This window comes from Aeromonas sp. s10, assembly GCF_040907975.1.
Taxonomy (GTDB): domain Bacteria; phylum Pseudomonadota; class Gammaproteobacteria; order Enterobacterales; family Aeromonadaceae; genus Aeromonas; species Aeromonas caviae.
The window spans coordinates 19,879-45,044 of sequence record NZ_JBFOCV010000004.1 but is presented as its reverse complement, the minus strand read 5'-3'; the positions used below and the strand labels follow the sequence as shown (position 1 = coordinate 45,044).

At 61.2% G+C, this 25,166-nt stretch carries 21 protein-coding genes; 7 read left to right on the top strand and 14 right to left on the bottom strand.

All coding sequences use genetic code 11. The annotated features are described in order from the left end of the window. Positions 1-169: 169 nt before the first annotated feature. From AB5Y59_RS00500 to AB5Y59_RS00475, 6 genes are all read right to left on the bottom strand, one after another. Positions 170-1,135, bottom strand: coding sequence for an alpha-L-glutamate ligase-like protein (locus AB5Y59_RS00500; protein ID WP_039039849.1), 966 nt, complete (start codon positions 1,133-1,135; stop codon positions 170-172). A gap of 3 nt (positions 1,136-1,138) precedes the next feature. Next, complete coding sequence (locus AB5Y59_RS00495; protein WP_041215543.1) at positions 1,139-2,677, bottom strand: inactive transglutaminase family protein; 1,539 nt, start codon at positions 2,675-2,677, stop codon at positions 1,139-1,141. Between the two features lie 3 nt (positions 2,678-2,680). Then, on the bottom strand, positions 2,681-3,439 hold the full coding sequence (locus tag AB5Y59_RS00490; protein ID WP_010674089.1) for an ATP-dependent zinc protease: 759 nt from the start codon (positions 3,437-3,439) through the stop codon (positions 2,681-2,683). Between the two features lie 82 nt (positions 3,440-3,521). Continuing rightward, a complete protein-coding gene (gene cmoB, locus AB5Y59_RS00485; RefSeq protein WP_201924997.1) occupies positions 3,522-4,499 on the bottom strand; it encodes a tRNA 5-methoxyuridine(34)/uridine 5-oxyacetic acid(34) synthase CmoB in 978 nt (325 codons plus the stop codon). Positions 4,500-4,502: 3 nt separating this feature from the next. Then, the gene (gene cmoA / locus AB5Y59_RS00480; RefSeq protein ID WP_010674091.1) at positions 4,503-5,240 is read right to left on the bottom strand and encodes a carboxy-S-adenosyl-L-methionine synthase CmoA; all 738 of its coding nucleotides are present in this window, start codon (positions 5,238-5,240) and stop codon (positions 4,503-4,505) included. Between the two features lie 333 nt (positions 5,241-5,573). After that, entirely contained in the window at positions 5,574-6,422 is an 849-nt protein-coding gene (locus tag AB5Y59_RS00475) for a DUF72 domain-containing protein (RefSeq protein WP_323908911.1), read from the bottom strand. Between the two features lie 427 nt (positions 6,423-6,849). Between AB5Y59_RS00475 and aspS the strand changes: the two genes are divergently transcribed. The 3 genes from aspS (at position 6,850) to AB5Y59_RS00460 (ending at position 11,687) form a co-directional block, all read left to right on the top strand. Continuing rightward, positions 6,850-8,616, top strand: coding sequence for an aspartate--tRNA ligase (gene aspS / locus AB5Y59_RS00470; RefSeq protein ID WP_010674093.1), 1,767 nt, complete (start codon positions 6,850-6,852; stop codon positions 8,614-8,616). A gap of 100 nt (positions 8,617-8,716) precedes the next feature. Then, a complete protein-coding gene (locus tag AB5Y59_RS00465) occupies positions 8,717-9,457 on the top strand; it encodes a YebC/PmpR family DNA-binding transcriptional regulator (RefSeq protein ID WP_010674094.1) in 741 nt (246 codons plus the stop codon). 604 nt (positions 9,458-10,061) lie between these two features. Further along, a complete protein-coding gene (locus AB5Y59_RS00460) occupies positions 10,062-11,687 on the top strand; it encodes a phosphoethanolamine transferase (RefSeq protein ID WP_201887767.1) in 1,626 nt (541 codons plus the stop codon). 317 nt (positions 11,688-12,004) lie between these two features. On the opposite strand, the gene AB5Y59_RS00455 is transcribed toward AB5Y59_RS00460, so the two are convergent. From AB5Y59_RS00455 to nagB, 3 genes are read right to left on the bottom strand one after another with little or no spacing between them, the layout of a single operon-like run. Continuing rightward, positions 12,005-13,219 (bottom strand): ROK family protein, encoded by a 1,215-nt coding sequence (locus AB5Y59_RS00455; RefSeq protein ID WP_010674096.1) that lies wholly within the window; start codon positions 13,217-13,219, stop codon positions 12,005-12,007. Between the two features lie 4 nt (positions 13,220-13,223). Further along, positions 13,224-14,369 (bottom strand): N-acetylglucosamine-6-phosphate deacetylase, encoded by a 1,146-nt coding sequence (nagA, locus tag AB5Y59_RS00450; protein WP_039039842.1) that lies wholly within the window; start codon positions 14,367-14,369, stop codon positions 13,224-13,226. A 9-nt stretch (positions 14,370-14,378) separates the two neighbouring features. Beyond that, positions 14,379-15,179, bottom strand: a complete 801-nt coding sequence (gene nagB / locus AB5Y59_RS00445; RefSeq protein ID WP_010674098.1) for a glucosamine-6-phosphate deaminase — start codon at positions 15,177-15,179, stop codon at positions 14,379-14,381. A 272-nt stretch (positions 15,180-15,451) separates the two neighbouring features. Here nagB and nagE point away from each other — a divergent pair, with 272 nt between their 5' ends. The 3 genes from nagE (at position 15,452) to glnS (ending at position 21,692) form a co-directional block, all read left to right on the top strand. Then, complete coding sequence (nagE, locus tag AB5Y59_RS00440) at positions 15,452-16,906, top strand: N-acetylglucosamine-specific PTS transporter subunit IIBC (protein ID WP_039039841.1); 1,455 nt, start codon at positions 15,452-15,454, stop codon at positions 16,904-16,906. 122 nt (positions 16,907-17,028) lie between these two features. Continuing rightward, a complete protein-coding gene (locus AB5Y59_RS00435) occupies positions 17,029-19,692 on the top strand; it encodes a beta-N-acetylhexosaminidase (protein ID WP_368211248.1) in 2,664 nt (887 codons plus the stop codon). Positions 19,693-20,030: 338 nt separating this feature from the next. Then, the gene (gene glnS / locus AB5Y59_RS00430) at positions 20,031-21,692 is read left to right on the top strand and encodes a glutamine--tRNA ligase (RefSeq protein ID WP_010674101.1); all 1,662 of its coding nucleotides are present in this window, start codon (positions 20,031-20,033) and stop codon (positions 21,690-21,692) included. A gap of 99 nt (positions 21,693-21,791) precedes the next feature. Here the strand turns inward: glnS and fur are convergent, their stop codons facing one another. After that, positions 21,792-22,220, bottom strand: coding sequence for a ferric iron uptake transcriptional regulator (gene fur / locus AB5Y59_RS00425; RefSeq protein ID WP_010674102.1), 429 nt, complete (start codon positions 22,218-22,220; stop codon positions 21,792-21,794). A gap of 231 nt (positions 22,221-22,451) precedes the next feature. Between fur and AB5Y59_RS00420 the strand changes: the two genes are divergently transcribed. Next, positions 22,452-22,925: a DUF4442 domain-containing protein gene (locus AB5Y59_RS00420; protein ID WP_010674103.1), complete on the top strand. Its 474-nt coding sequence runs from the start codon at positions 22,452-22,454 to the stop codon at positions 22,923-22,925. Positions 22,926-22,993: 68 nt separating this feature from the next. On the opposite strand, the gene fldA is transcribed toward AB5Y59_RS00420, so the two are convergent. Genes fldA through AB5Y59_RS00400 form a run of 4 tightly spaced genes read right to left on the bottom strand, consistent with a single transcriptional unit; the run spans position 22,994 to position 24,917 of the window. Then, on the bottom strand, positions 22,994-23,518 hold the full coding sequence (gene fldA / locus AB5Y59_RS00415; protein ID WP_010674104.1) for a flavodoxin FldA: 525 nt from the start codon (positions 23,516-23,518) through the stop codon (positions 22,994-22,996). Positions 23,519-23,558: 40 nt separating this feature from the next. After that, positions 23,559-23,855 carry a LexA regulated protein gene (gene ybfE, locus AB5Y59_RS00410; protein ID WP_005325670.1) on the bottom strand — a complete coding sequence of 99 codons (297 nt, stop codon included), beginning with the start codon at positions 23,853-23,855 and terminating at the stop codon, positions 23,559-23,561. 20 nt (positions 23,856-23,875) lie between these two features. Further along, positions 23,876-24,097, bottom strand: coding sequence for a DUF2788 domain-containing protein (locus AB5Y59_RS00405; RefSeq protein ID WP_010674106.1), 222 nt, complete (start codon positions 24,095-24,097; stop codon positions 23,876-23,878). A 55-nt stretch (positions 24,098-24,152) separates the two neighbouring features. Next, entirely contained in the window at positions 24,153-24,917 is a 765-nt protein-coding gene (locus AB5Y59_RS00400) for an alpha/beta fold hydrolase (protein ID WP_139737014.1), read from the bottom strand. Positions 24,918-25,166 lie beyond the last annotated feature (249 nt).

The window sequence follows — 25,166 nt, the reverse complement described above, 5'->3', positions numbered from 1 at the left end:
TGGGCAGGCCACCCCTCATTGGTCAGGAGCTTATCCCCTTGTGCCGCGCCATTGAAGGGGGGCCGCCATGGGATGTGACGGGGATCGGCCTTCGGGCGGGGCGCCCTGCGCGCAGGAGCGGACATAAAAAAACGCGCCGGTGGGCGCGTTTTTGCAGAAGGGGGGCGGACTATTCGTCGAAGATACCGAAGTGATCCTTGGCGAAGTTGACCCGCTGCTCCACGTTCATCTTGACCTGACCCAGCTTCTCGATGGTCTTGAGGTTGGGCACCAGGCCGCGACCGTTGGCGATCTGGATGGCAAGGCCCGGACGGGCGTTGAGCTCCAGCAGCATGGGGCCGCGGAACTTGTCCAGCACCATGTCGGTCCCGATGTAGCCAAGACCGGACATCTCGTAGCAGGAGGCCGCCAGGTTGAGCAGGGTGTCCCAGTGGGGCACCTTCAGATCATAGAGATCCAGGCCGGTGTCCGGGTGGTGGCGCAGCGGGTTGCCAAACTGCACCGCCCGCAGGGCGCGGCCGGTGCGCAGGCACAGGCCCACCCCCACGGCGCCCTGGTGCAGGTTCGCCTTGCCATCGGAAGCCGAGGTGGAGAGGCGCATCATGGCCATCACCGGGAACCCCTTGAAGATGATCACCCGGGCATCGGGGACCCCTTCGAAGGAGTAGCCGTCGAACACGTCGTCGAAGTTGATGAGCCCTTCCACCAGCGCCACGTCGGGCTTGCCGCCGAGGGAATAGAGTCCCGCCAGGATGTTGGAGACATGGCGCTCCAGATCCTGGCCGTTGGCGGCGCTGCCGTTGGGCTTGTAGAAGAGGCCGTCCTCCTGGCGCAGGATCACCAGGATCCCCTTGCCGCCGGAGCCGCGGGCCGGCTTGATGCAGAAGCCCGGCCAGTCTTTCACCAGCTCGGTGATGCGAGTCACGTCGTGCTGCTCGCGGATGGTGCCGATAAGTTCAGGCACCGTCACCCCCGCATCCAGCGCGATGCGCTTGGTCTTGAGCTTGTCATCCACCAGCGGATAGAGGCGGCGCGGGTTGTAGCGGCTGATGTAGGAGTGGTTGCGCTTGTTCATGCCGAGGATGCCTGCCTGGGACAGGCTCCACGGACTGGTGTATTTCTGCCAGAACCACATCTGTTACTTGTCCTTACCCGGGGTGGCACCAGACTTCATCTCGTCCACCAGCGGCTTGAAGCGCTTGAGCTCGCTCAACTTGTAGCCGGTGTAGTTACCCATCAACAGCACGGTCGCCATCAGCACCAGCTGCAGGCCGAGGAAGTTGAAGGTGAGGTGACGAATGAGCTCGTTGTCCATGGCCAGGTAGGCGATGACCGCCACCAGCAGGGAGCCGCCGCCCTGGCGGAACACCTCTTTGGGACCCTCTTCTTCCCACAGGATGGACATGCGCTCGATGGTCCAGGAGAGGATGATCATCGGGAAGAAGGTGATCTTCATGCCGTCGGTCAGCCCCAGCTTGAAGGCGAACGCCGAGAAGATGCCGATCATCGAGATCACCATGATGATGATCGCCGATATTCGGGCGACCAGCAGCAGGTTCAGCCTCGAGAGGTAGGAACGGATCACCAGGCCGGTGCCGACGATCAGCAGGAAGCCGATGAGGCCGGTGACCAGCGAGGTCTGGATGAAGGCGACCGCGATCAGCACCGGCATGAAGGTGCCGGAGGTCTTGATCCCCACGATGACCCGCAGGAACACCACCATCAGCACGCCGATGGGGATGAGCAGCAGACCCTTGAACAGGGCTTGCTCTTCCAGGGGAAGGCTGTGGATGGAGAAGTTCATCATCTCGGATTTTTCGAACTTCTGGGCCAGGGCCACGTTGACCGGTTGCTCCTGCTCGATCATCGAGAAGGTGACGCGGGAGTTGTGACCGCCGGTGACGTCCAGGAGGGCGCCGGAGTTGTACTCCCACAGCAGCAGGTTGGCCGGTTGACCCTGTTCACCGCTTTGCGGGTTGAACAGCTTGTAGTCGGTCGGGCTGTTGAAGACCTGCAGGTAATCCACCAGCTCCTGACGGCGGCGGCCATCTTCCAGGCTGAGGGCGTGAACCACCCGGGCCGGGACGTCCGCGTTGTTGAGCAGCTCGGCAATCAGATTGGCGCGGCTCTTGTGGGACTTGAGCAGCTCGGCGTTCTGTTCCTGCTTCTCGATCTCCTTGATGATCTCGCGGGTCAGGGTGTAGCCGTCGGCGGAGCGCTCCTGGGCGCGCTCCAGGATCTGCTTCATGGCCGTGGCGTAGGGCTCGCTCTCGATCTGCTTCTCGATGGCGGGCGGCTGCGGGTTGGCGGCGGGCTTGGCATGGGCATCGGCCATCATGTCGACCCGGTAGTAGAGCTCCTGACGGCCGGAGGCGGCGCGGATGGACCACTCGGCGCGGGCATCCCCGTCTTTTTCCACGAACGACAGGCCATAGCCCGGGCTCGCGGCGTTTTCGTTCATCAGGGTGAAGCCGGGCTGGGTGCCCGGAATGGCCAGGGAGGCGATCACCGGCTCGCCGGTGGCCTCGAATTCGAGCTTGGCTTCGATGGACCAGATCTGGCGCTTTTCACCCGGCGTGAGCGGGACGTCCAGCGCGATGTGATGATAGAAGGTCATCCCCAGGCCGACGATGTAGAGCAGGGCGACCAGCAGATAGAACGGCTTACGGGAAACCATGGATTATTTCACATCCTTGAGCTTGGGTTTGGGTTGGATATATTCGCGGGCCACGTCGACCACGGCGATGTCTTTGAGGAATTCACGGCCCAGCAGCACGGGGAAGGTCATGTCGCTGCGGTCCTTCAGGGTAAATTCGGCCTTCTCGGTCATGTCGCCGATGCGCACGGCGAGGCGGACCACGGGGCGACGGTCGAGATCGTCGGCGGAAGCCTGACGGACCCGCACGTGACGCACCAGGGGCGCTTCAATCTGGATCTTGTCGTCCATCTCCTGGTGGCTCAGGAAGAAGCGCACCCAGTTCTTGCCGTTGCGCTCGAAGATGGTGATCTCCTGGGCGCTGATGGAGGAGGTGGTGGCGCCGGTGTCGACCCGGGCCTGGAAGGCGTCGTTGGCGGCGTCAACCCAGATCCACTCCGCTTCACCCACCAGCAGCTTGCCATCGACGGTGTGGCCCTGGCTCGGCGCCGGGCATTTCTCGGTGGGAATGGGCATGGCCTTGGGCGGCTCGGGAGGCAGGGTAGCCAGCTTGCTGTCGACTTTCTTCACGGACTCTTTCATGTTGGTGACATCGGTGTTGAGCTGAACCAGCAGGTGCTGTTGCTGCACATACTGCTTCTGTTGCTGTTCCATGGATGTTTGCAGACGTTGCTCGCTCAACGAGATCTCGTTGCGCAGCTCGGCCAGCGTCAGGGTCGGGGCCGGGGGGGCTTTTTCCATACTGACACACCCGCCGAGACTGAGCAGGGAGAGCAGGGTCATTCCTTTTAATTTGCTTTTCATGTCATTCATTTAACTGTGCTTCCTGGAATTGGGTCAGTGTAACTTCCACAGCCGCCATCGGCTAGTCTTTGGCCTTTCTGGCGATCAGTACGGCACGTTTGGGTGCCGGGTATCCTTCGACCGTGAGTGCAGGATTGTGTGGATCCAGATAGTCACTCAGGGACTCGTTAATCATCCAGTCGGTACGACGCTGTTCGTCGGTGCTGGTCATATTCTCGTCGACGATGCGCACATCGGTGAACCCGCAGCGCTCGACCCAGCGTGTGAGGGCCGCGCTCGAGGGGAGGAACCAGACGTTGCGCATCTTGCCGTAGCGATCGGAGGGCATCAGCACCTGGTTTTCGTCGCCGTCCACCACCAGGGTCTCGAGCACCAGCTCCCCATCGTCTTTGAGCTGGTTGCGCAATTGCTCGATGTGCTCGATGGGGGACTTGCGATGATAGAGCACCCCCATGGAGAAGACGGTGTCAAAGGCCCGCAGCTCCGGCAGCTCCTGGATACCGAGCGGCAGCAGGTGGGCGCGCTGGTCGTTGCCTGCGAAGTGGCGAATGGCTTCGAACTGGCAGAGGAACAGCGGGCTCGGGTCGATGCCGACCGCCAGTTTCGCCCCTTCCCCCACCATGCGCCAGAGGTGGTAGCCGCTGCCGCAGCCCACGTCCAGCACGTAGCGGCCCTGGAGCGGGCTGATGTGGGGCAGCACCCGATCCCACTTCCAGTCGGAGCGCCACTCGGTGTCGATGTGGATGCCGTGCACATGGAAGGGGCCCTTGCGCCAGGGCATGAGCTGGCGCAGCAGGCTCTCGGTCTTCTTGCGCTCACCCTCTCCCAGGCTATCGGGGCCGCCGATGGCAACCCGCTCTTTGAGCTCGATCCGGCCGGGGGCCACGACGGGCAGCTTGGCGAGGGCGCGGTTCCAGCGCGGCAGATCCCCGTGCAGGTTGTCGTGCTGCCAGGCGTGCAGCTGGGCGGGCAGGGTGTGCAGCCAGTGGCTCAACCGGTTCTTGGCGATCAGTTGATAAAAATGGGCGAAATCGATCATGGCTTAGTTGGTGTCGCTGGCTTTGATGGCAATCATGGAGCCGAAGTTGAAGCACTGGAACCAGAGGTCCAGGTGGGTGAAGCCGGCGTCCCGCAGGCGCGCCTGATGGACCGCCAGGGTGTCGGTGCGCATCACGTTCTCAAGGGCGGTGCGCTTCTGGCTGATTTCCAGCTCGCTGTAGCCGTTGGCCCGCTTGAAGTCGAGGTGCAAGTCGATGAGCAGCTCGTTGACCTGCTCGTCATCGAAGCGGAACTTCTCGCTCAGGATGAGGATGCCGCCGGGGCGCAGGCCGTCAAAGATGCGCGCGATGAGGGCGGCCCGCTTCTCGGGGGCGACGAACTGCAGGGTGAAGTTGAGCACCACCACGGAGGCGTTCTCGATGGGGATGTCGCAGATGTCCGCCTCCACCAGCTCCACCGGCACCTCGGACTTGAAGCCCGAGAGGTGAGCGCGGGCCCGCTCGATCATGGGGTGGGAGAGATCCACCGCCGTGATCTGGCAGCCGGGCTGGGTGACGTGGCGGCGCATGGCCTGGGTCGCGGCGCCGAGGGAGCAGCCGAGATCGTAGAGGCGGCTCTGGGGCTGGGCGTAGCGGGCGGCCATCATGCCGATGGCGGAGATGATGTTGCTGTAACCGGGCACCGAGCGCTGGATCATGTCGGGGAAGACGTCGACGACCTGCTCGTCAAAGCAGAAGTCTCCCAGACGGGCAATGGGGGCGGCAAAAATCTGATCGTGCATGCTGACGCAACCTGACAGCCGGTGTGGTGGGCGGCTGTTTTATTCAATTGAATCTTGGGTGGACGGGCATCGAAATGGCGTCGTCACCGGTTGACGAACGGGGTGGCTTGCTCCGGGATCCTTCGGGCTGCCCCTGTTCGCAACGGGCCATGGTCCGGGCCCTCAGGGTGCCGGGCTGGGGTGGGCAACGCATTGCCATGCACCCAGGCCCGGGACCTTACTTGGGGCGCTAGTGTAGAGGAAAGGCGGGCGTTTGTCTTGACGCCAACCCCGGTGGGACCACAAAAAAAGCGGCTTTTTTTGGGGACGGAGAAGGGGCGGGGAGGGGGTCGCTCAAAAGGGCAGCACTCCCTGGCGGGCGCGATCGTTTTCTCCCGGCCAGGGGGCCATCTCCTGGCCGAGCAGGCGGCTGATCTGCCGTGCGAGTTCGGGGGCCCGGGCATTGTCGGCGGTGTGAACAAAGAGGTAGAGATCCTTGCCCTCCTGAAGCCATTGTTTCCAATGTGGCAACCATGGTGGCAAAAATGGGTGATTGTCCTCGATTTGAGGCAAACCAATCAGGCGCACCACCGGGGCACCCCCCGTGGCCAGCAGATGGACCGGCAACCTGGGTTTCTTGCCCTGGGCATCGATCATGGCGGCCGTGGTGGCGGGCACCGAGAAGAGCGGACGGCTGTCGAGCATGATGCGATTGATGCCCCGCGCCATCAGCATCCGGTTGAGGGCCCGTTCCGCCTCCCCCTTGGCGAAGAAATCGGGGTGGCGCACCTCGAGGGCATAGGTGAAATCCTGGGGCAGCCGCGCGAAGAAGGCATCCAGACGGGCCAGCCCCTCTGGCCCGAAGCGGGCGGGCAGTTGCAGCTTGAGCAGCCCCAGCTTGTCATGCAGGGGGGCCAGCAGGCGGATGAAGGCCGTCACCTGTTTGTCCGCGCTCACCAGATCGCTCTGGTGGCTGATCTCCTTGGGAAACTTGAAGCTGAAGCGAAAGTGGTCGGGGACCGCATCGGCCCAGCGCTGCACCGTCTCCGTGGTCGGCGAGGCGTAGAAGGTGGTGTTGCCCTCCACGGAGTTGAACACCCGGGCATAGTCGGCGAGGTGCTCGGCGGGCCTGGCATTCATCCCCAGCAACTGGCCGGGCCAGGCCGGGTGTGACCACTGGGGCAGGCCCAAATAGAGGCTCATGATGGTTCCTGTCGGCAGGTTGGCGGACTTTTGCCCTCCTTTTTGCGCCAGAACAACAAAAAACAGGGTAAAGGGGGCTGCGGGCCATTTTACCCAAATGGAGGTTTTCCTCTATAATGCCAACCCTTTTGTTTGCCACATTGTCGTAATGCGCGCGACCGAGCCCCCGGGTGACGATGATCGCGGCCCGGCAGTGGCCAGACAACGACGCCGCCGATACCCCGGCGCCCACTCGTCATCCCGGTCGGGAGCGGGGGCCTGCCTGGGGCGGCGGCAAGAATCCGGCTCGGGGAGCCGGATGACCCGAGACAGATTTCAAACCGGGCAAGAAGCAGGATCTGGCCAGCTGTGAGACAGACGGTGCTTGCCAGTCGTGCCCGGCGACCCAGGATGAACCGTCTCTCTACCATTTCGAAGGAAGAAGTCCATGCGCTCTATCTATTGCGGACAGGTCAATGAGGCCCATGCCGGGCAGACCATTACATTGTGCGGTTGGGTCCATCGTCGTCGTGATCTCGGCGGCCTCATCTTTATCGACATGCGCGACCGCGAGGGCATCGTGCAGGTGTTCTTCGATCCGGACAAGCCGGACGCCTTTGCCCTGGCCTCCGAGCTGCGCGGCGAGTTCTGCATCCAGGTGACCGGTGTGGTGCGTACCCGCCCCGACTCCCAGCGCAACAGCGACATGGCCACCGGTGCCATCGAGGTGTTTGCCCACGAGCTCACCATCATCAACCGTGCCGAGCCGCTGCCCCTTGACTTCAACCAGGTCAACAGCGAAGAGGTGAGCCTCAAGTACCGCTACCTGGACCTGCGTCGTCCCGAGATGGCCAAGTACCTGAAGACCCGTGCCAAGGCCAGTGCCTTCGTGCGCCGCTTCATGGACGAGCACGGCTTCCTCGACATCGAGACCCCGATGCTGACCAAGGCGACCCCGGAAGGGGCCCGTGACTACCTGGTGCCGAGCCGCGTGCACAAGGGCAAGTTCTACGCCCTGCCGCAGTCCCCCCAGCTGTTCAAGCAGTTGCTGATGATGTCCGGCTTCGACCGCTACTACCAGATCGTCAAGTGCTTCCGCGACGAAGACCTGCGTGCCGACCGCCAGCCGGAATTCACCCAGATCGACGTGGAGACCTCCTTCATGACCGCACCCCAGGTGCGTGAAATCATGGAAGAGATGATCCGCAAGCTCTGGCTGCACATCCTGAACGTGGACCTGGGCGACTTCCCCATCATGACCTTCGACGAGGCCATGCGCCGCTTCGGCTCCGACAAGCCGGACCTGCGCCTGCCGATGGAGCTGGTGGACGTGGCAGATCTCTTGACCGAGGTGGAGTTCGCCGTGTTCGCCGGTCCTGCCAAGGATCCGAAAGGCCGTGTGGCGGCCCTGAAGGTACCGGGCGGCGCGGAGCTCTCTCGCAAGCAGATCGACGAGTACACCAAGTTCGTCGGCATCTACGGTGCCAAGGGCCTGGCCTGGATGAAGGTCAACGACGCCGGGAGCGGCCTCGAAGGGGTGCAGTCCCCGGTGGCCAAGTTCCTCTCTGACGCCATCGTGCGCGAGATCCTGGCCCGCACCGGCGCGATGGATGGCGACATCATCTTCTTCGGCGCCGACTCCAAGAAAGTGGTGTGCGATGCCATGGGCGCCCTGCGCCTGAAGGTGGGCCGCGATCTGGGCCTGGTGGAGAACGTCTGGAAGCCGCTGTGGGTCATCGACTTCCCCATGTTCGAGGAAGATGGCGAAGGCGGCCTGGCGGCCATGCACCACCCCTTCACCGCCCCGAGCAACCTGGGCCCGGCCGAGCTGAAAGCGAACCCGGTGGGTGCTTACGCCAACGCCTACGACATGGTGATCAACGGTTACGAAGTGGGTGGCGGCTCTGTGCGTATCCACAACAGCGAGATGCAGTCCACCGTGTTCGACATCCTGGGGATCACCCCGGACGAGCAGCGCCTGAAGTTCGGCTTCCTGCTGGATGCCCTGAAATACGGCACCCCGCCCCACGCCGGCCTGGCCTTCGGTCTGGACCGCCTCAGCATGCTGCTGACCGGCACCGACAACATCCGGGATGTCATCGCCTTCCCGAAAACCACGGCGGCCGCCTGTCTGATGACAGACGCCCCGAGCTTTGCCAACCCGGCCCAACTGGGCGAGCTGGCGATTGCGACCACCGTCAAGGGTGACGAATAAGCCGTTATCGGCAACAAAGGCCGCAGCGATGCGGCCTTTCCCGTTTCCCCCTGGTCGATACCAGTGTTACTGAAATTTCCAACTATAACGGAGAGTCCCTATGGCAGGTCACAGTAAATGGGCCAACATCAAACACCGCAAGGCGGCGCAAGACGCCAAGCGCGGCAAGATCTTCACCAAGCTGATCCGCGAAATCACCACCTCCGCGCGTCTGGGTGATGCCGATCCTGCCAACAACCCCCGCCTGCGTGCGGCGGTGGCGGCAGCCCTGACCAGCAACATGACCCGCGACACCATCAACCGCGCCATCGCCCGTGGGGCCGGCGGCGGTGACGGCGAGCAGCTCGAGACCATCGTGTACGAAGGGTACGGCCCGGCCGGTTCCGCCGTCATGGTGGAGTGCCTGACCGACAACCGCAACCGTACCGTGGCCGAAGTGCGCCACGCCTTCAGCAAGTGCGGCGGCAACCTGGGGACCGACGGCTCCGTGGCCTATCTGTTCACCAAGAAGGGGGTGCTGACCTTCGTGGGCGCCGATGAAGACGCCCTGATGGACGCCGCGCTGGAAGCCGGTGCCGACGACGTAGTGACCGAAGAAGATGGCACCATCGAGGTCTACACCACCCCGAACGACTTCGGCACCGTGCTGGACGGTCTGGAAGCCGCCGGCTTCAAGCCCGAGAGCGCCGAAGTGACCATGATCCCCTCCACCGAGGCGGAACTGGATGCCGAGACCGCGCCCAAGCTGATGCGCCTCATCGACATGCTGGAAGATCTGGACGACGTGCAGGAGGTGTACCACAACGGCTCCATCTCCGACGAGATCGCCGCGACCCTGTGATCCCCCAGGGCAAGGGGAGGGCGACCACAACGGTCCTCTTCCCCGGCTCCGACGAGATTGCCGCGACCCTGTGATCCCTCAGGGCAAAGGGGAGGGCGACCACAACGGTCCTCTTCCCTGGCTCCGATGAGATTGCCGCGACTCTGTGATCCCCCAGGGCAAGGGGATGGCGACCACAACGGTCCTCTTCCCCGGCTCCGACGAGATTGCCGCGACCCTGTGATTGCCTCTCGGGAACGCTGTGAGACCCAGGGCAAGGGGAGGGTGACCACAACGGTCCTCTTCCCCGGCTCCGACGAGATCGCCGCGACCCTGTAATTGTCTCTCGTGACCCTGTTCAGGTTCGCGAACACACAGGTGCGACACCTTGTTCACCTTCGCAAAAACGGCAGCCCGGGCTGCCGTTTTTTTATGTGCCAGACCGAGCACCTCCCCTTGTGGTTCGATTTCCTCTCTTAATGTTCGCTTAAGTTTGCCGTCCTAGGATGACCCCGTATCTGGACCTCCCTGGCTCTTGTCCTGTTTTTCAGGGCCGAGTGTCGGGATGGTCACCACGAAGCCTGCTGGCAGGTTGTTAGTTCCACTGGTTTGTCGGAGTCTCTCTATGCGTCTCACTCTGGGAGTGATGAAGGTCAATCTGTTGCTGGTGCTGCTGTTTGCACTGGTCTTCAACTGGCCCATTTTCCTGCACTTTTATCGCATTCTCAGCGCCCTTGAACACGTCAAGGCGGGGTTTGTCCTCTCCATTCCCCTGGTACTGGTGGCGGCCCTCAACGCGGTGTTCCTGCCCTTTACCTTCCGTTATCTGCTCAAGCCCTTTTTCGCCTTGCTCATCCTGACCGGCTCCCTGGTCAGCTACGCCATGCTCAAGTACGGGGTGATCTTCGACATGGGCATGATGCAGAACATCATCGAGACCAACAGCGGGGAGGCGGGCTCCTACCTCAACGGCTCCGTGGTGCTCTGGTTCCTGCTGACCGGCCTGCTGCCGGTGCTGGTTCTGTTGTGGGTGAAGATTGAGTATCCCCGTCCCTGGTACAAGGGGCTGGGTCTACGCCTCGGTTCCATCGCCCTCTCCTTGCTGTTTCTGATGGGGGCTGCCGCCCTCTATTACCAGGATTACGCCTCGGTCGGGCGCAACAACAAGTCCCTCGGCAAGGAGATAGTGCCCGCCAACTATGTGCACGGGCTCTACAAGTACGCCCGGGATGTGGTCTTCGCCACTCCCATTCCCTACCAGCAGATCGGCACCGATGCCAGGGTGATCGGCCAGCATCAGAAGCCGACCCTGATGTTCCTGGTGGTGGGGGAGACGGCCCGCAGCCAGAACTACTCCCTCAACGGCTACAAGAAGGAGACCAACGGCTTCACCGAGAAGGAGGCCAATGTCGTCTCGTTCAGGAACGTGCGCTCCTGCGGCACCGCCACGGCGCTCTCCGTGCCCTGCATGTTCTCGAACATGACCCGGCGCGGCTATGACGAGGCCAGGGCCCAGTCCCAGGATGGCTTGCTGGACGTGCTGCAACATGCCGGGATCTCGGTGCTTTGGAAGGAGAACGACGGCGGCTGCAAGGGGGTGTGCAAAAACGTCCCCACCATCGAGATTGAGCCCAAGGCATTCCCCGCATATTGCTCCGGCAATGCCTGTCATGACGAGGTGCTGTTGCAGGGGCTGGATCAGCAGATCGCCGACATGCAGGGCAAGCAGGGCAGCAAGCTGGTGGCCTTCCACCTGATGGGCAGCCACGGTCCGACCTACTATCGCCGCTACCCGGCCGCCGATCGCGTCTTCCTGCCGGACTGCCCGCGCAGCGACATCGAGAACTGCAGCAACGAAGAGCTGGTGAACACCTATGACAACACCATCCGCTACACCGACAAGGTGCTGGCCCAGCTCATCGACAAGCTCAAGAGCCTGGAGAGCCAGTACAACGTGGGGCTGGTCTATCTGTCGGATCACGGCGAATCCCTCGGTGCCATGGGGCTCTATCTGCACGGCACCCCCTACAAGTTCGCACCGGACGATCAGACCCGGGTGCCGCTCCTGACCTGGTTCTCTCCCCAGTTGCAGGCAGACCGTCAGCTCAATCTGGATTGCCTGCAACAGGAGGCAGCCAGCAAGCGCTTCTCCCACGACAACCTGTTCCACTCCATGCTTGGCATCATGGACGTGCAGACCCAGGTCTATGACGGCAAGCTGGATCTGTTCAAGCCGTGCCGGGCGGGGTGAATGGGCCCGAGCGGTTGAGCGGCACGACAACCTGTTGCCCCGCACCATGCTTGGCATCATGGATGTGCAGACCCAGGTCTATGACGGCAAGCTGGATCTGTTCAAGCCCTGCCGGGCGGGGTAAATGGGCCCGAGCGGTTGAGCGGCACGACGACCTGTTGCCCCGCACCATGCTCGGTATCATGGACGTGCAGACCCAGGTCTATGACGGCAAGCTGGATCTGTTCAAACCGTGCCGGGCGGGGTGAACCGGCGAAAACAGACCATAAAAAAACGGCAGCCACTGGCTGCCGTTTTCGTATCCGAAGGGGTAGGCCTTACTTCTGCTCCATGATGATCTGCAGCAGATCCCCTTCCAGCAGGGAGCGCTTGACCAGGGCGAAGCCGCCGATGGTGGGCTGGTTCTGGAAGCGCGCCTTCACGATGGGCAGGCCGCGATGGAAACTTGGCAGAGACTGGTGCTCGACGCAGCGGCGGATGGCCGGGATCAGGATCTCTTCGGCGGCGGTGATTTCACCGGCGATGAGCACCTTCTGGGGGTTGAACAGGTTGACCGTGATGGCGATGGCGCGCCCCAGGTGCTCCCCCACGTTCTCGATCACGCTGCGGGCCAGCTCGTCACCGGCCACCGCCGCCTTGCACACCTCCTGGATGGTGATGTGCTTCTCCTGCAGCGAACTCAGGTGACCGCGGCTGATGAGCTCCTTCACCTTGTCGACGATGGCCTCGTTGGAGGCGATGGTCTCGAGGCAGCCGAAGTTGCCGCAGTGGCAGCGCTTGCCAAGGGGTTCGACCTGGATGTGGCCTATTTCACCGACGTTGCGGTTCTGGCCGAGAAACACCTTGCCCTTGGTGATGATGCCCGAGCCCGTCCCCTGGTGGACACTCACCAGGATGGAGTCCATGCAGTCGCGGGACTCGCCGAAGAAGTGTTCGGCCAGCGCCAGCGAACGGGTGTCGTTGCCCACGTAGCAGGGGAGGTTGAAGTGGTGCTCCAGGAGCTTGGCGAGCCCCAGGTTGCGGATCTGGTAGGTGGGGGTGTAGATGACCATGCCGGATTCGGGGTTGACCAGACCCGGCATGGTCAGCGCGATGCTGATGAGGTTGCGGCTGCGATCCTGATTGGCGTCGATGAAGGCGCCAATCTCCCGCAGCAGCATGTCCACCACGGGTTGCTGCTCGATCTCGGTCACCTGGGTGATGTGCTGATCGAGCTCCTTGCCGTCGAGGTCATACAGGGAGAGCTGCAGGTAGCCGCGACCCAGCTTGGCGGACACAAACTGGAAGCGATGCTTGATGGTGGTCAGGGAGATGGCGCGGCGCCCGCCAGTGGAGGCTTGCGGCGAGGTTTCCCTGATGAGGCCGTGCTCGATCAGTTGCCGGGTTATCTTGGTCACGCTGGCCGGGGCCAGCTGACTCAACTCGGCAATTTTGACCCGCGAGATGGGCCCCTGCAGGTCAATGAGGCGATAGACGACCGCACTGTTTACCTGCTTGATAAGATCTACGTTTGCTATTTGTCCGCCAGTCATAGTGTCACTGTGTTGTGTAGTGTCCGTTAACCACGGTCCCGCAGACCGCGAAGGCCTGATCAAAGACGGTGAGGTTGGCAATTTTTCCTACCTGGATACTACCGAGACGCGAGTCCCATCCAATGGCGCGAGCGGGGTAAAGGGTGGCCATTCTCAGTGCTTCGTCGAGCGGCAATCCGACCTGTTTGACCAGATTTTCCACCCCTTCGATCATGGTGAGGGCGGAGCCGCCGAGTGTACCATTCTCATCGACGCACTGACCATCGCGGAAATAGACGGTTGCGCCGCAAAAATCAAATTTCTCAAAGCCTTCCGGTGCACCTGCCGCCGCGGTGGCATCGGTGACCAGCACCAGCCGCTCCCCCAGCATCCTGTGCGCCAGGCGCACGTTGGCCCAGTGTACGTGGTGGCCGTCGACGATGATGCCCGCATAGACATCCTTGCGATCGTAGATGGCACCGACCACGCCGGGCTCGCGACCATTCAGGGTCGGAGTCATGGCGTTGTAGAGGTGGGTGGCAAAGCGCATGCCGTTGTCAAAGCCCGCCATGGCCTGGTCGTAGTTGGCGGCGGTGTGGCCGGCGGAGACCAGGATGCCGGCCTCCACCAGACGGCGGATGTGCTCGGGCTTGTTGCGCTCCGGCGCCAGGGTGATCTTGGCGATGGCGTCCGCGTTGTCGCAGAAGAAGTCGATCATCTCGTCGGCGGGCTGGCGGATCTGTTCGGCCGGGTGGATCCCCTTGCGCTTGAGGTTGGTGTAGGGCCCTTCCAGATGGACGCCAAGCACCTCGTTGGGGTGGGCGGCCATGTAGTCGCGGGTGACGGCGACGGCCTGCTTCATGTCCGCATCCGGGCTGGTGATCAGGGTCGGCAGGAAGCTGGTGGTCCCGGATTTCAGGTTGGCCGCCTGCATGGTGGCCAGGGTGTCCGTGGTGATGTGACCGTTGAACATGACGCCACCGCAGCCGTTGAGCTGGACGTCGATGAAGCCGGCGCTGAGGTTGGCGCCCTGGAGGTCAATCTGCTCGATGCCGGCGGGCAGTTCTGCCTGGCGGGAGATGGCGACAATCTTGTCGCCATCGATGACCACGCCATAACCGGTCAGCACGCAGCTGCCGGTGTAGAGAGTGCAATTAGTCAGAGCGTACATGGGAGCTCCTCAGAGGTGCTTGATATTGTCGGCTTCCAGTTGCTGGAAGTAGCGCACCGTCTTGACCTTCAACTCCATGGTGGAAGGTTCGTCGCACACCACAATCCCTTTCGGATGCAGTTGCAGGGTGGAGATGGTCCACATGTGGTTGACGCTGCCCTCCACGGTGGCCTGCAGGGCCTGGGCCTTGGCGTGACCGACCACCAGGATCAGGATCTCTTCGGCGTCCATCAGGGTGCCGACACCCACGGTCAGAGCCAGCTTGGGCACCTGCTCCATGTCGCCGCCAAAGAAGCGGGAGTTGGCGATGCGGGTGTCTTCGGTCAGGGTCTTGACCCGGGTACGGGAAGCCAGGGAAGAGGCCGGTTCGTTGAAGGCGATGTGGCCGTCATTGCCGACGCCGCCCATGAACAGGTGGATCTTGCCGTAGGACTTGATCTTGTCTTCGTAGCGCTGGCACTCGGCCACCAGATCCTCGGCGTTGCCATTGAGGATGTTGATGTTTTCCGGGCGAATGTCCACGTGATTGAAGAAGTTGTTGTGCATGAAGCTGTGGTAGCTCTCCGGGTGTTCCTTGGGCAGCCCCACGTACTCGTCCATGTTGAAGGTGACCACGTTCTGGAAGCTCACCTCGCCGGCTTTATGCAGCTCAATCAGGCGCTTGTAGGTGTTGAGCGGGGTGCCGCCAGTGGGCAGACCCAGCACGAAGGGGCGCTCGGCAGTGGGTTTGAACGCATTGATGCGGTCAACGATGTAACGGGCAGACCAGAGACCCACCTGGCTGGCAGACTTCAACGGGATCAGGCGCATTCTATATACCTCAGTACGGTTGCCGCACAGGGAGTGACGGCAAGGGACCAGACACGGATTCAAGTTGTTTTATAGCGTAAATAAAGATTGCGAACTAAGCCACATCTATCGGCTACCTTTATCTCTGTTGAGTGATAATGATCACGAAAGCTGGTTTATTAATTTGCGCAGCGAAATAAAACACATAGACTGCCAATCAAGCCTTGATGGCTTATGCGTCGAACGTGATAAGCACTTAATTTCTAGAAAAACACCAACTAAGGAGAGGAACCGTGAACATTCTCGGTTATTTGCAAAAGATCGGCCGTGCCCTGATGGTGCCGGTAGCGGTATTGCCTGCCGCCGCGATCCTGATGGGGATTGGCTACTGGATTGACCCGAACGGTTGGGGTGGCGGAAGCCCTCTGGCTGCGTTTCTGATCAAGGCGGGCGCCGCCATCATCGACAGTATGCCCATTCTGTTCGCCGTCGGCGTCGCTTACGGCATGTCCAAGGATAAAGACGGTTCCGCCGCGCTGGCCGGTCTGGTCGGCTTCCTGGTGGTCACCACTCTGCTGAGCCCGGGCGCCGTGGCCCAGATCAAGGGTATCCCGGCCGACCAGGTGCCGGCAGCCTTTGCCAAGATCAGCAACCAGTTCGTCGGCATCCTGTGTGGTGTCATCGCCGCCGAGCTCTACAACCGCTTCAGCAGCGTGGAGCTGCACAAGGCGCTGGCCTTCTTCTCCGGTCGTCGTCTGGTGCCGATCGTGACCTCCGTGGTGATGATCGTCGTCTCCTTCATCCTGATGGCCGTCTGGCCGGTCATCTACGGTGGCCTGGTGAGCTTCGGTGAATCCATCGTCAGCATGGGCTCCACCGGTGCCGGCATCTATGCCTTCTTCAACCGTCTGCTGATCCCGGTCGGTCTGCACCACGCCCTGAACTCCGTGTTCTGGTTCGACGTGGCCGGCATCAACGACATCCCGAACTTCCTGGGTGGCCAATCCTCCATCGACGCCGGCAAGGCTGTCGTGGGCGTGACCGGCATGTACCAGGCCGGCTTCTTCCCCATCATGATGTTCGGTCTGCCGGGTGCCGCACTGGCCATCTACCACAGCGCGAAGAAAGAGAACAAAGAGAAGGTTGCGTCCATCATGATCGCTGCCGCCTTTGCCGCCTTCTTCACCGGGGTGACCGAGCCGCTCGAGTTCTCCTTCATGTTCGTGGCGCCGGTACTGTACGTCATCCACGCCCTGCTGACCGGTATCTCCGTGTTCATCGCAGCCTCCATGCACTGGATCGCCGGTTTCGGCTTCAGCGCCGGTCTGGTGGATATGGTGCTCTCCAGCCGCAACCCGCTGGCGACCCAGTGGTACATGCTGCTGGTACAGGGTCTGGTCTTCTTCGGCCTCTACTACGTGGTCTTCCGCGCCGTGATCGCCAAGTTCAACCTGAAAACCCCGGGTCGTGAAGATGACGAAGCCGTGCCGGTACAGGCTCAAACCACCGACCGCACCGAGCTGGCCAAGCAGTATCTGGAAGTGCTGGGTGGTCAGGAGAACCTGGTGACCATCGATGCCTGCATCACCCGTCTGCGTCTGACCCTGAAAGACCGCAGCATCGTTGACGAGCGCAAGCTCAAAGCCCTGGGCGCGGCCGGTGTGGTCAAGCTCGGTGAGCAGAACCTGCAGGTGATTCTGGGCCCATTGGCCGAGATCATCGCCGGTGAGATGAAAGCCCTGCGTTAATCGAGCGACTCGCTCACCTCAAGTCTAAGTCCATTGTTGACATAACTAAGGGCCCCGCCTCGGGGCCCCATATAAAAAAAGCCAAGAAAATCCAACCTTTACTTCAAATGAGAGCAGCAGTTATGAACTTGAAACATTCTCTGTTAGCCATTGCCATGTCTACCGTTTTCGCCGGTCCCGCACTTGCAGCCGATGCTGCCAGGCAAGCGGTGGTCGACGCCCTCGCCAGCAACCTCGTCGTCAAGTACGAAGTCGTCACCAATGACGGTGCCGGCGCCGGTCTTGACTGCCAGGCGCTGGGCTCCGAGTGGGCGAGCTGCGGCGTTGCCAAGCTGCACCTGACCAATACCGGTGCCGACGTCACCTCCAAGGACTGGAGCATCTATGTCTCCTCCATCCGCCGCATCCAGCGGGTGGACAACGACCAGTTCACCATCACCCACCTGACCGGCGACCTCTATCGTTTGACGCCGACCGAGAAGTTCCAGGGCTTTGCCAAGGACGCCACGGTCGAGGTGCCCCTGGTGGTGGAATACTGGGTATTGTTCGAATCTGACATCATGCCGAACTGGTATGTCGCCAGTGAAGGGGCCGAGCCGAAAGTGCTGGCCAGCATGAGCAACATCGACGATGCCAGCACCTACGAGAAGCCGATGCCTGCCGATGGCTGGAAGCGCACCAAGGATGACAACAACATCCTGATGAACAGCGAGACCCGTTTCGCCGCGAACCAGACCAGCACCCTGCTGCCTGCCGGCAAGATTGACGACCGCATCCTGCCGAGCCCGATGAAGCAGGTGGTCAAGGCCGGCCCGCAAATCGACTTCTCCACCATCAAGCTCAATGCCCTTGACCTGCCGAGCGATCGCGCCGAGGCCCTGAAGGCGCAACTGACCAAGCTGGGTGTTACCCTCTCCGACACCGGCTACCCGGTCACCATCAAGCTCGGCAGCAAGCTCAAGCAGGCCGAAGGCTACGACATGACCATCGGCAAGAAGGGCACCGTCATTCAGGGGCACGACGTTGACGGCGCCTTCTGGGGCGCCCAGTCCCTGATCTCCCTGCTGGGGGTTGACGACAAGCTGGTGAGCCAGATGAGCGTCGAGGATGCGCCGCGCTTTGAATACCGCGGCATGCAGACCGACGTGGCCCGTCACTTCAGAAGCCCCGAGACCATGAAGAAGCTGGTGGATCAGATGTCCGCCATGAAGCTCAACGTGCTGCACCTGGGGCTGACCAACGATGAAGGCTGGCGTCTGGAGATCCCGGGCCTGCCGGAGCTGACCGACGTCGGCAGCCAGCGTTGCCACGACGAGTCCGAAACCAAGTGCCTGATGCCGCAGCTTGGCTCCGGCCCCACCAGCGACAACCAGGGCTCCGGTTTCTACAGCAAGGCGGACTACATCGACCTGGTACGCTATGCCAAGGCCCGCGGTGTGACAGTGATCCCCGAGATCAACATGCCGGCCCACGCCCGTGCCGCCGTGGTCTCCATGGAGGCACGCTACAAGCGTCTGATGAGCGAGGGCAAAGAAGCCGAGGCCAACCAGTTCCGTCTGACTGACCCGGCCGATACCTCCAACGTCACCTCGGTACAGTTCTACGACAAGATGTCCTTCATCAACCCCTGCCAGCCGGGTGCCGCCACCTTCGTGGCCAAGGTGATGGATGAAGTGGCCCAGATGCACCAGGCCGCCGGCCAGCCGCTGACCGCCTGGCACTACGGTGGTGACGAGGCGAAGAACATCATGCAGGGCGGTGGTTACCAGGATCCGGCCGTCACCAAGAAAGAAGATCTGGTGGCCTGGAAGGGCAACGTCGACTCCAGCAAGCAGGACAAGCCGTTCGGCAAGTCCCCCATGTGCCAGAAGATGATCGACGATGGCAAGATCAAGGACGTGGCCGAGCTGCCGGTCTACTTTGCCAAGGAAGTGAGCGAGATGGTCAAGGGCCACGGCTTCTCCACCCTGCAGGCGTGGGAAGACGGTCTGAAATACGCCAACAGCGCCAAGGACTTCGCCACCGACAACACCCGTGTCAACTTCTGGGAAACCCTCTACTGGGGTGGTTTCAACGAGGCGATGAAATGGGCGCACAAGGGCTATGACGTGGTGCTCTCCAACCCGGATTACCTCTACTTCGACTTCCCGAACGAGGTACACCCGGCCGAGCGCGGCTACTACTGGGCAACCCGCTTCAACGACACCCGCAAGGTGTTCGCCTTCGCCCCGGAAAACCTGCCGCAGAACGCCGAGACCTCGGTTGACCGCGACGGCAACGCCTTCGTGGCCAAGGGTGACCAGGATCCGGTCAAGTTCAAGGGGATCTCCGGTCAGCAGTGGAGTGAAACCGTGCGCACCGATGCCCAGTACGAATACATGGTCTATCCGCGCATCTTCTCCGTGGCCGAGCGCGCCTGGCACAAGGGCGGCTTCGAGCTCGATTACGTGAAGGGTCGCGAGTTCTCCGGCACCACCAAGCATGTCAACAAGGCCACCCTGAACAAGGAGTGGAACCAGTTTGCCAACGTGCTGGGTCAGCGCGTGCTGCCGAAACTGGACCAGGCCGGGGTGGAATATCGCCTCTCCGTACCGGGTGCCAAGGTGGTGAACGGCGTGCTGGAAGCGAACGTGGATCTGCCGGGCCTGCCCATCCAGTACAGCCTGGACGGCAAGAGCTGGAGCGCCTACGACGCTGCCGCCAAGCCGACCGTGGATGGCAAGGTCTGGCTGCGTACCACCAGCTTCGATGGCAAGCGCACTAGCCGCGTCACCGAGCTGAACTGATAGCTCTCAATCCATAACGCAAGGTGGGTCGCAAGACCCGCCTTTCCCAAGGTCGATGACCATCGGGTTTGGGAAAGGTTGACTCTGCGTGTGAACCTTTGTTGTGTGTGTTTTGTCTGTTTTTCATCACTTGAGACCCCGCCCCGTGCGGGGCTTTTTTTGACCAGGATCTCTGCAATTTCTCCCGTTTCGCCGTTTTTGGTGCGCCAATGACCCGAATTGGCCAAATTCAGGTTGAGGCAGGGCGCGTAATGAGGGATCATACCCGGCTTGACGGCGGGGGTATGAGGGTGCCAGCCGGCACAACGTCCGCCAGTGACGCATTTTTGAGGTGAGCCATGAGTCAGGCGAACAGCCCAACTAACTTTATTCGTCAGATCATTGATGAAGATCTGGCCAGCGGTAAGCACAGCAGCGTGCATACCCGTTTCCCGCCGGAGCCGAACGGTTATCTCCATATCGGCCACGCCAAATCCATCTGCCTGAACTTCGGCATCGCCCGCGACTATCAGGGTCAGTGCAACCTGCGTTTCGATGACACCAACCCGGCGAAGGAAGACATCGAGTTCGTGGAGTCCATCAAGCAGGACGTCCAGTGGCTGGGCTTCCAGTGGAGCGGCGAGATCTGCTACTCCTCCGACTATTTCCACAAGCTGCACGGCTACGCCATCGAGCTCATCGAGAAGGGACTGGCCTATGTGGACGAGCTCTCCCCGGAGCAGATGCGCGAATACCGCGGCACCCTGACTGCCCCTGGCAAGAACAGCCCGTTCCGCGATCGCAGCGTGGAAGAAAACCTGGCCCTGTTCGCCAAGATGAAGAACGGTGAGATGGCCGAAGGGAGCGCCTGCCTGCGCGCCAAGATCGACATGGCATCCCCCTTCATGGTGATGCGCGATCCCGTCATCTATCGCATCAAGTTTGCCCACCACCACCAGACCGGTGACGAGTGGTGCATCTACCCGATGTATGACTTCACCCATTGCATCTCGGACGCCCTGGAGGGGATCACCCACTCCCTGTGTACCCTGGAGTTCCAGGACAACCGTCGCCTGTATGACTGGGTGCTGGACAACATCAGCATCGACTGTCACCCCCGTCAGTACGAGTTTTCCCGTCTGAACCTCGAATACACCGTCATGTCCAAGCGCAAGCTGAACCTGCTGGTGACCGAGGGGCACGTGAACGGCTGGGATGATCCGCGCATGCTGACCGTCTCCGGTCTGCGCCGCCGTGGTTACACCCCGGCCTCCATCCGCGAGTTCTGCAAGCGCATCGGTGTGACCAAGCAGGACAACATCGTCGAGATGAGCATGCTGGAAGCCTGCATCCGCGACGATCTCAACGAGAACGCCCCGCGCGCCATGGCCGTGCTGCACCCGGTGAAGGTGGTGATCGAGAACCTGGCGGCCGACGAGGTGCTGACGGCGCCTGCGCACCCGAACAAGCCGGAGATGGGGACCCGTGAGCTGCATTTCTCCCGCGAAATCTTCATCGACGAAGCGGACTTCAAAGAGGAAGCCAACAAGCAGTTCAAGCGACTGGTGCTGGGCAAGGAAGTGCGCCTGCGCAACGCCTACGTCATCAAGGCCGAACGGGTCGAGAAGGATGCGGACGGCAAGGTCACCTGCATCTACTGCTCTTACGACCCCGAGACCCTGGGCAAGGATCCGGCGGACGGCCGCAAGGTAAAAGGGGTGATCCACTGGGTCAGCGCCACTCACTCCCTGCCGGCCGAAGTGCGTCTCTACGACCGTCTGTTCAAGGTGCCGAACCCGGGCGCCGAGGATGACTTCGAAGCGGCTCTGAATCCGGAATCCCTGGTGATCATCGAAGGAGCCCGGGTGGAAGCTTCCCTGAAGGATGCCAAGCCGGAGTTTGCCTACCAGTTCGAGCGTGAAGGCTACTTCTGCGCCGACAACAAGCTCTCCAGCGCCGAGCGCCTGGTGTTCAACCGCACCGTGGCCCTGCGTGACGTCTGGGGCAAGGCCGAGGCCTGATAGAAGAGGGCAGGGGAGACCCTGCCGCTTCTGATCCGGATTGCGGACACAAAAAAGCCAGCATCATGCTGGCTTTTGTATTGCGCCGACCCGGCCGAATCAATCGTCGTGCTTGCAGTCACCGTTGGCGCAGTGGCCATACAGGTAGAGGCTGTGGTTGGTCAGACGGATGTTGTGCGCCTTGGCGATGTCGCGCTGGCGCTGTTCGATCACCTCGTCGGAGAACTCGATCACCTTGCCGCAGTCGAGGCAGACCAGGTGGTCGTGGTGCTCCTGGGTGGCCAGCTCGAACACCGACTTGCCCCCTTCGAAATGGTGACGGGTGACGATACCGGCATCATCAAACTGGTTGAGAACGCGATAAACGGTAGCGAGACCAATCTCCTCGCCCTGATCGATCAGCCGTTTGTACAGATCTTCCGCACTGGTGTGCTGGCAGTCCGGCTGTTGCAGGATTTCCAGGATCTTGACACGGGGCAAGGTGATCTTGAGCCCGGCCTTTTTTAACGCTTGGTTGTTGTCTGCCATTTCTATTTATTCGCATTCTCGAAGGTGTGGTTATTCTGATTGACTGCCGCTGTAATGGCAACCACGAACTCGCTTGGCCTGTCATTATAGGTCGTAGCCAAGTTAAAAATAAACCCAGCAATTCAAGGGCTTTAGCTCATCAAGCCCGTCATGGGAATATTCAGGCCCGCTTGCTCGACCAGAGAATGTTGATACTATGTGACTTCTTTATAGTCTGGTCGGATGAGATCCATGGATTGGCTTTTCGGCAATGCCGCCTGGGTGCGCTGCGCCCTCAACGCCTGGCCCCCCTTCTGGGGCGCAGGCATCAAGATAGAAACCCTGAGCCCCGATTTCCGCTTCTGCCGGGTCACTCTCAAGTCCCGCTGGTGGAACAAGAATGCCAACCGGACCCAGTTCGGCGGCAGCATGTTCGCCATGACGGATCCCATCTACCCGTTGATGCTGATGGGCTATTTCAAGAACCGCTACTACGTGTGGGACAAGGCGGGCAGCATCAATTTCATCAAGCCGGGCAAGGGCAAACTGGTGGCGGAGTTCACCCTGAGCGACGCCAAGCTGGCATCGATCGTGGCGGCGACCGAGGGGGGGGAGAAGCACTTTCCCGAGTTCGAGGTGCAGGTGCAGGATGGCCAGGGCGAGCTGGTGGCCCAGGTGAAGCGCACCCTCTATGTCAGATCCAAGCCCCAGCACAGGGGTGGCTGAATGCCTGCTGCAGATGCAACAAGGGCCCCGTCGGGGCCCTTGTTGCATGAAGAGGGAGGGAGATCAGATCACTCCAGCTCGCCCAGGCACATCTCTTCGTGCAGCTGTTTGCACCAGCCCTTGACGCGCTCGGCTGTCAGCTCGGGTTGGCGATCTTCGTCGATGCCCAGGCCCACGAAGTGCTTGTCATCCACGAGCGCCTTGGAGGCTTCGAACTCGTAGCTCGCGGTCGGCCAGTGGCCGATGATGATGGCGCCCTTGGCTTCGACGATGTCACGCAGGGTGCCCATGGCGTCGAGGAAGTACTCGGCATAGTCTTCCTGATCGCCGCATCCGAAGATGGCCACCAGCTTGTTGTTGAAGTCGATCTCTTCGAGTTCGGGGAAGAAGTCGTCCCAATCGGCCTGGGCTTCGCCGTAGTACCAAGTCGGGATGCCGAACATCAGCAGATCGAAGCTGTCGATGTCGGCCTTGCTGCTCTTGGCAATGTCACGGACTTCAATCAGTTGTTTGCCCAGTTCTTTCTGGATCATCTTGGCGACAGCTTCGGTATTACCGGTATCGCTGCCGAAAAACAGACCTACACTAGCCATAGTGTTTCGTTACCCGTATCTGGTGTTGATGCTTGACGGTTCAGATTGCGATGCCTGCTGCATGAGCAGACTCGATCTGTTGCTTCAGGATAGATTGGATCAGCTCGGCTCGGCTGACGTTCTGTTGCAGCGCAAGTTGGTTCAGGCGCTCCAGCAACTCGGCTTCCACCTTTAACTCGACCCGTTTCAGCCCGTTCTCACGATCGCGCTTGAGCTGGTTGCGCTTGTTGATCTTGAGCTGGGTCTCGCGGGGGAGTGGATTGGTCTTTGGCCTGCCGGGGCGCTTCTCAGTTGCGAACAGATCCAGTGTTGTTCGATCAGTTTGCTGTTTGGCCATACATCACAGATGAAAAGTAGTTAGCCGATCCCTGAGCCTTCCCAGCCCATTTCGATCAGCCCCTTGGCGACAAAACCCGCGCAACCCAGAAACAGCACCAGCCAGACGATGAAGCGGCCGAAGCGGGGCACATTGCCCCGTTTGAGCACGTCCTGAATGGCCAGACCAATCAGCAGGAAGATGGCCACGAAGAACAGTTTCAGGCCCAGACTCTCGATGAGATCGATGTGTTCACTCAGCATGGATTGCGCGCACTCCTTAAGACGGGCGCACTATATCACAAAGGATTTGAAACTGTTAACCGCCTGTCGACAGGAAATCCACAACCAGTTTGTTGAACAAAACCGGCTTTTCCGCGTGCAGCCAGTGACCCGTGCCGGGGATGACGCGGGCCTTGGCGGCCGGGAACTGGGCCATCGCGGCCCCGGTGTATTCGGGCAACATATAGTCGGAGTCGCCCCCCTTGATGAAGAGTGTCGCGCCTTCGAAGCGGCGTTCATCGTCAGGCCAGCCCATGATGTTGGCGTAGTTGCGCTCAAGGGCCGGCACGTTGAAACGCCACCCCCATCTAGACTCCCCTTTGGCGAAGGATTTGAGCAGGAACTGGCGCACCCCGGCGATCTCGATGTGCTCGGCCAGCATGGCTTCCGCCTCGCTGCGGCTCTGGGGGGGCGTGGCCAGCGTGGCATTGAGCCCGGCAAACACGTTCTTGTGGCGGGCGTGGGGATAGGCCACCGGGGCGATGTCCGCCACTACCAGCTTGCTGACCCTGTGAGGGGCCTGCTTGGCGACCTGCATGGCGACCTTGCCCCCCATGGAGTGGCCCACCAGGGCCACCTGCTCAAGTCCAAGATGGTCCAGCAGGGCCAGGATGTCCGCCGCCTGGGCCGGGTAGCTCATCTCGTCCGAGTGAAAGGAGGCGCCGTGATTGCGCAGATCGACGCTGATGACCCGGTATTGTTCGCTGAGGGGGCGCGCCAGCAGGCCGAGGTTGTCCAGGCTGCCAAAGAGGCCATGGATCAGCACGACAGTCGGGCCTTCGCCCTGTTCCTTGAAGTTCAATCGTGGGTATTGTTGCAAAATGACACCTTATCGGTCGTGGGCTCTATCGCCATAATTTTTAACACACTGAAAGAAAAGGATTTCATTCCTGGTGGGGGATTTTTTTGTGGTTTTTTTTCAAAAATATCTCCCCGGGATCGGCTATCAGTGCGGGGGATCACACACTTGGCCCGTCATTATGCCGTATTCTCAAGGAGATTCATGCACATCTGTCCGCCCCTTGCTTGGGCTGCCGGGTCTGCCTATGTA

Excerpts from the sequence above, each read along its gene's own strand:
- fur (WP_010674102.1), bottom strand. The coding sequence starts at position 22,220 with ATGGCAGACAACAACCAAGCGTTAAAAAAGGCCGGGCTCAAGATCACC.
- AB5Y59_RS00490 (WP_010674089.1), bottom strand. The coding sequence starts at position 3,439 with ATGACCCTGCTCTCCCTGCTCAGTCTCGGCGGGTGTGTCAGTATGGAA.
- AB5Y59_RS00495 (WP_041215543.1), bottom strand. The coding sequence starts at position 2,677 with ATGGTTTCCCGTAAGCCGTTCTATCTGCTGGTCGCCCTGCTCTACATC.
- AB5Y59_RS00455 (WP_010674096.1), bottom strand. The coding sequence starts at position 13,219 with ATGACTGGCGGACAAATAGCAAACGTAGATCTTATCAAGCAGGTAAAC.
- AB5Y59_RS00405 (WP_010674106.1), bottom strand. The coding sequence starts at position 24,097 with ATGCTGAGTGAACACATCGATCTCATCGAGAGTCTGGGCCTGAAACTG.
- AB5Y59_RS00420 (WP_010674103.1), top strand. The coding sequence starts at position 22,452 with ATGGATTGGCTTTTCGGCAATGCCGCCTGGGTGCGCTGCGCCCTCAAC.
- AB5Y59_RS00465 (WP_010674094.1), top strand. The coding sequence starts at position 8,717 with ATGGCAGGTCACAGTAAATGGGCCAACATCAAACACCGCAAGGCGGCG.
- nagA (WP_039039842.1), bottom strand. The coding sequence starts at position 14,369 with ATGTACGCTCTGACTAATTGCACTCTCTACACCGGCAGCTGCGTGCTG.
- cmoA (WP_010674091.1), bottom strand. The coding sequence starts at position 5,240 with ATGCACGATCAGATTTTTGCCGCCCCCATTGCCCGTCTGGGAGACTTC.
- fldA (WP_010674104.1), bottom strand. The coding sequence starts at position 23,518 with ATGGCTAGTGTAGGTCTGTTTTTCGGCAGCGATACCGGTAATACCGAA.
- glnS (WP_010674101.1), top strand. The coding sequence starts at position 20,031 with ATGAGTCAGGCGAACAGCCCAACTAACTTTATTCGTCAGATCATTGAT.
- nagB (WP_010674098.1), bottom strand. The coding sequence starts at position 15,179 with ATGCGCCTGATCCCGTTGAAGTCTGCCAGCCAGGTGGGTCTCTGGTCT.
- cmoB (WP_201924997.1), bottom strand. The coding sequence starts at position 4,499 with ATGATCGATTTCGCCCATTTTTATCAACTGATCGCCAAGAACCGGTTG.
- ybfE (WP_005325670.1), bottom strand. The coding sequence starts at position 23,855 with ATGGCCAAACAGCAAACTGATCGAACAACACTGGATCTGTTCGCAACT.
- AB5Y59_RS00435 (WP_368211248.1), top strand. The coding sequence starts at position 17,029 with ATGAACTTGAAACATTCTCTGTTAGCCATTGCCATGTCTACCGTTTTC.
- aspS (WP_010674093.1), top strand. The coding sequence starts at position 6,850 with ATGCGCTCTATCTATTGCGGACAGGTCAATGAGGCCCATGCCGGGCAG.
- AB5Y59_RS00460 (WP_201887767.1), top strand. The coding sequence starts at position 10,062 with ATGCGTCTCACTCTGGGAGTGATGAAGGTCAATCTGTTGCTGGTGCTG.
- AB5Y59_RS00500 (WP_039039849.1), bottom strand. The coding sequence starts at position 1,135 with ATGTGGTTCTGGCAGAAATACACCAGTCCGTGGAGCCTGTCCCAGGCA.
- AB5Y59_RS00475 (WP_323908911.1), bottom strand. The coding sequence starts at position 6,422 with ATGAGCCTCTATTTGGGCCTGCCCCAGTGGTCACACCCGGCCTGGCCC.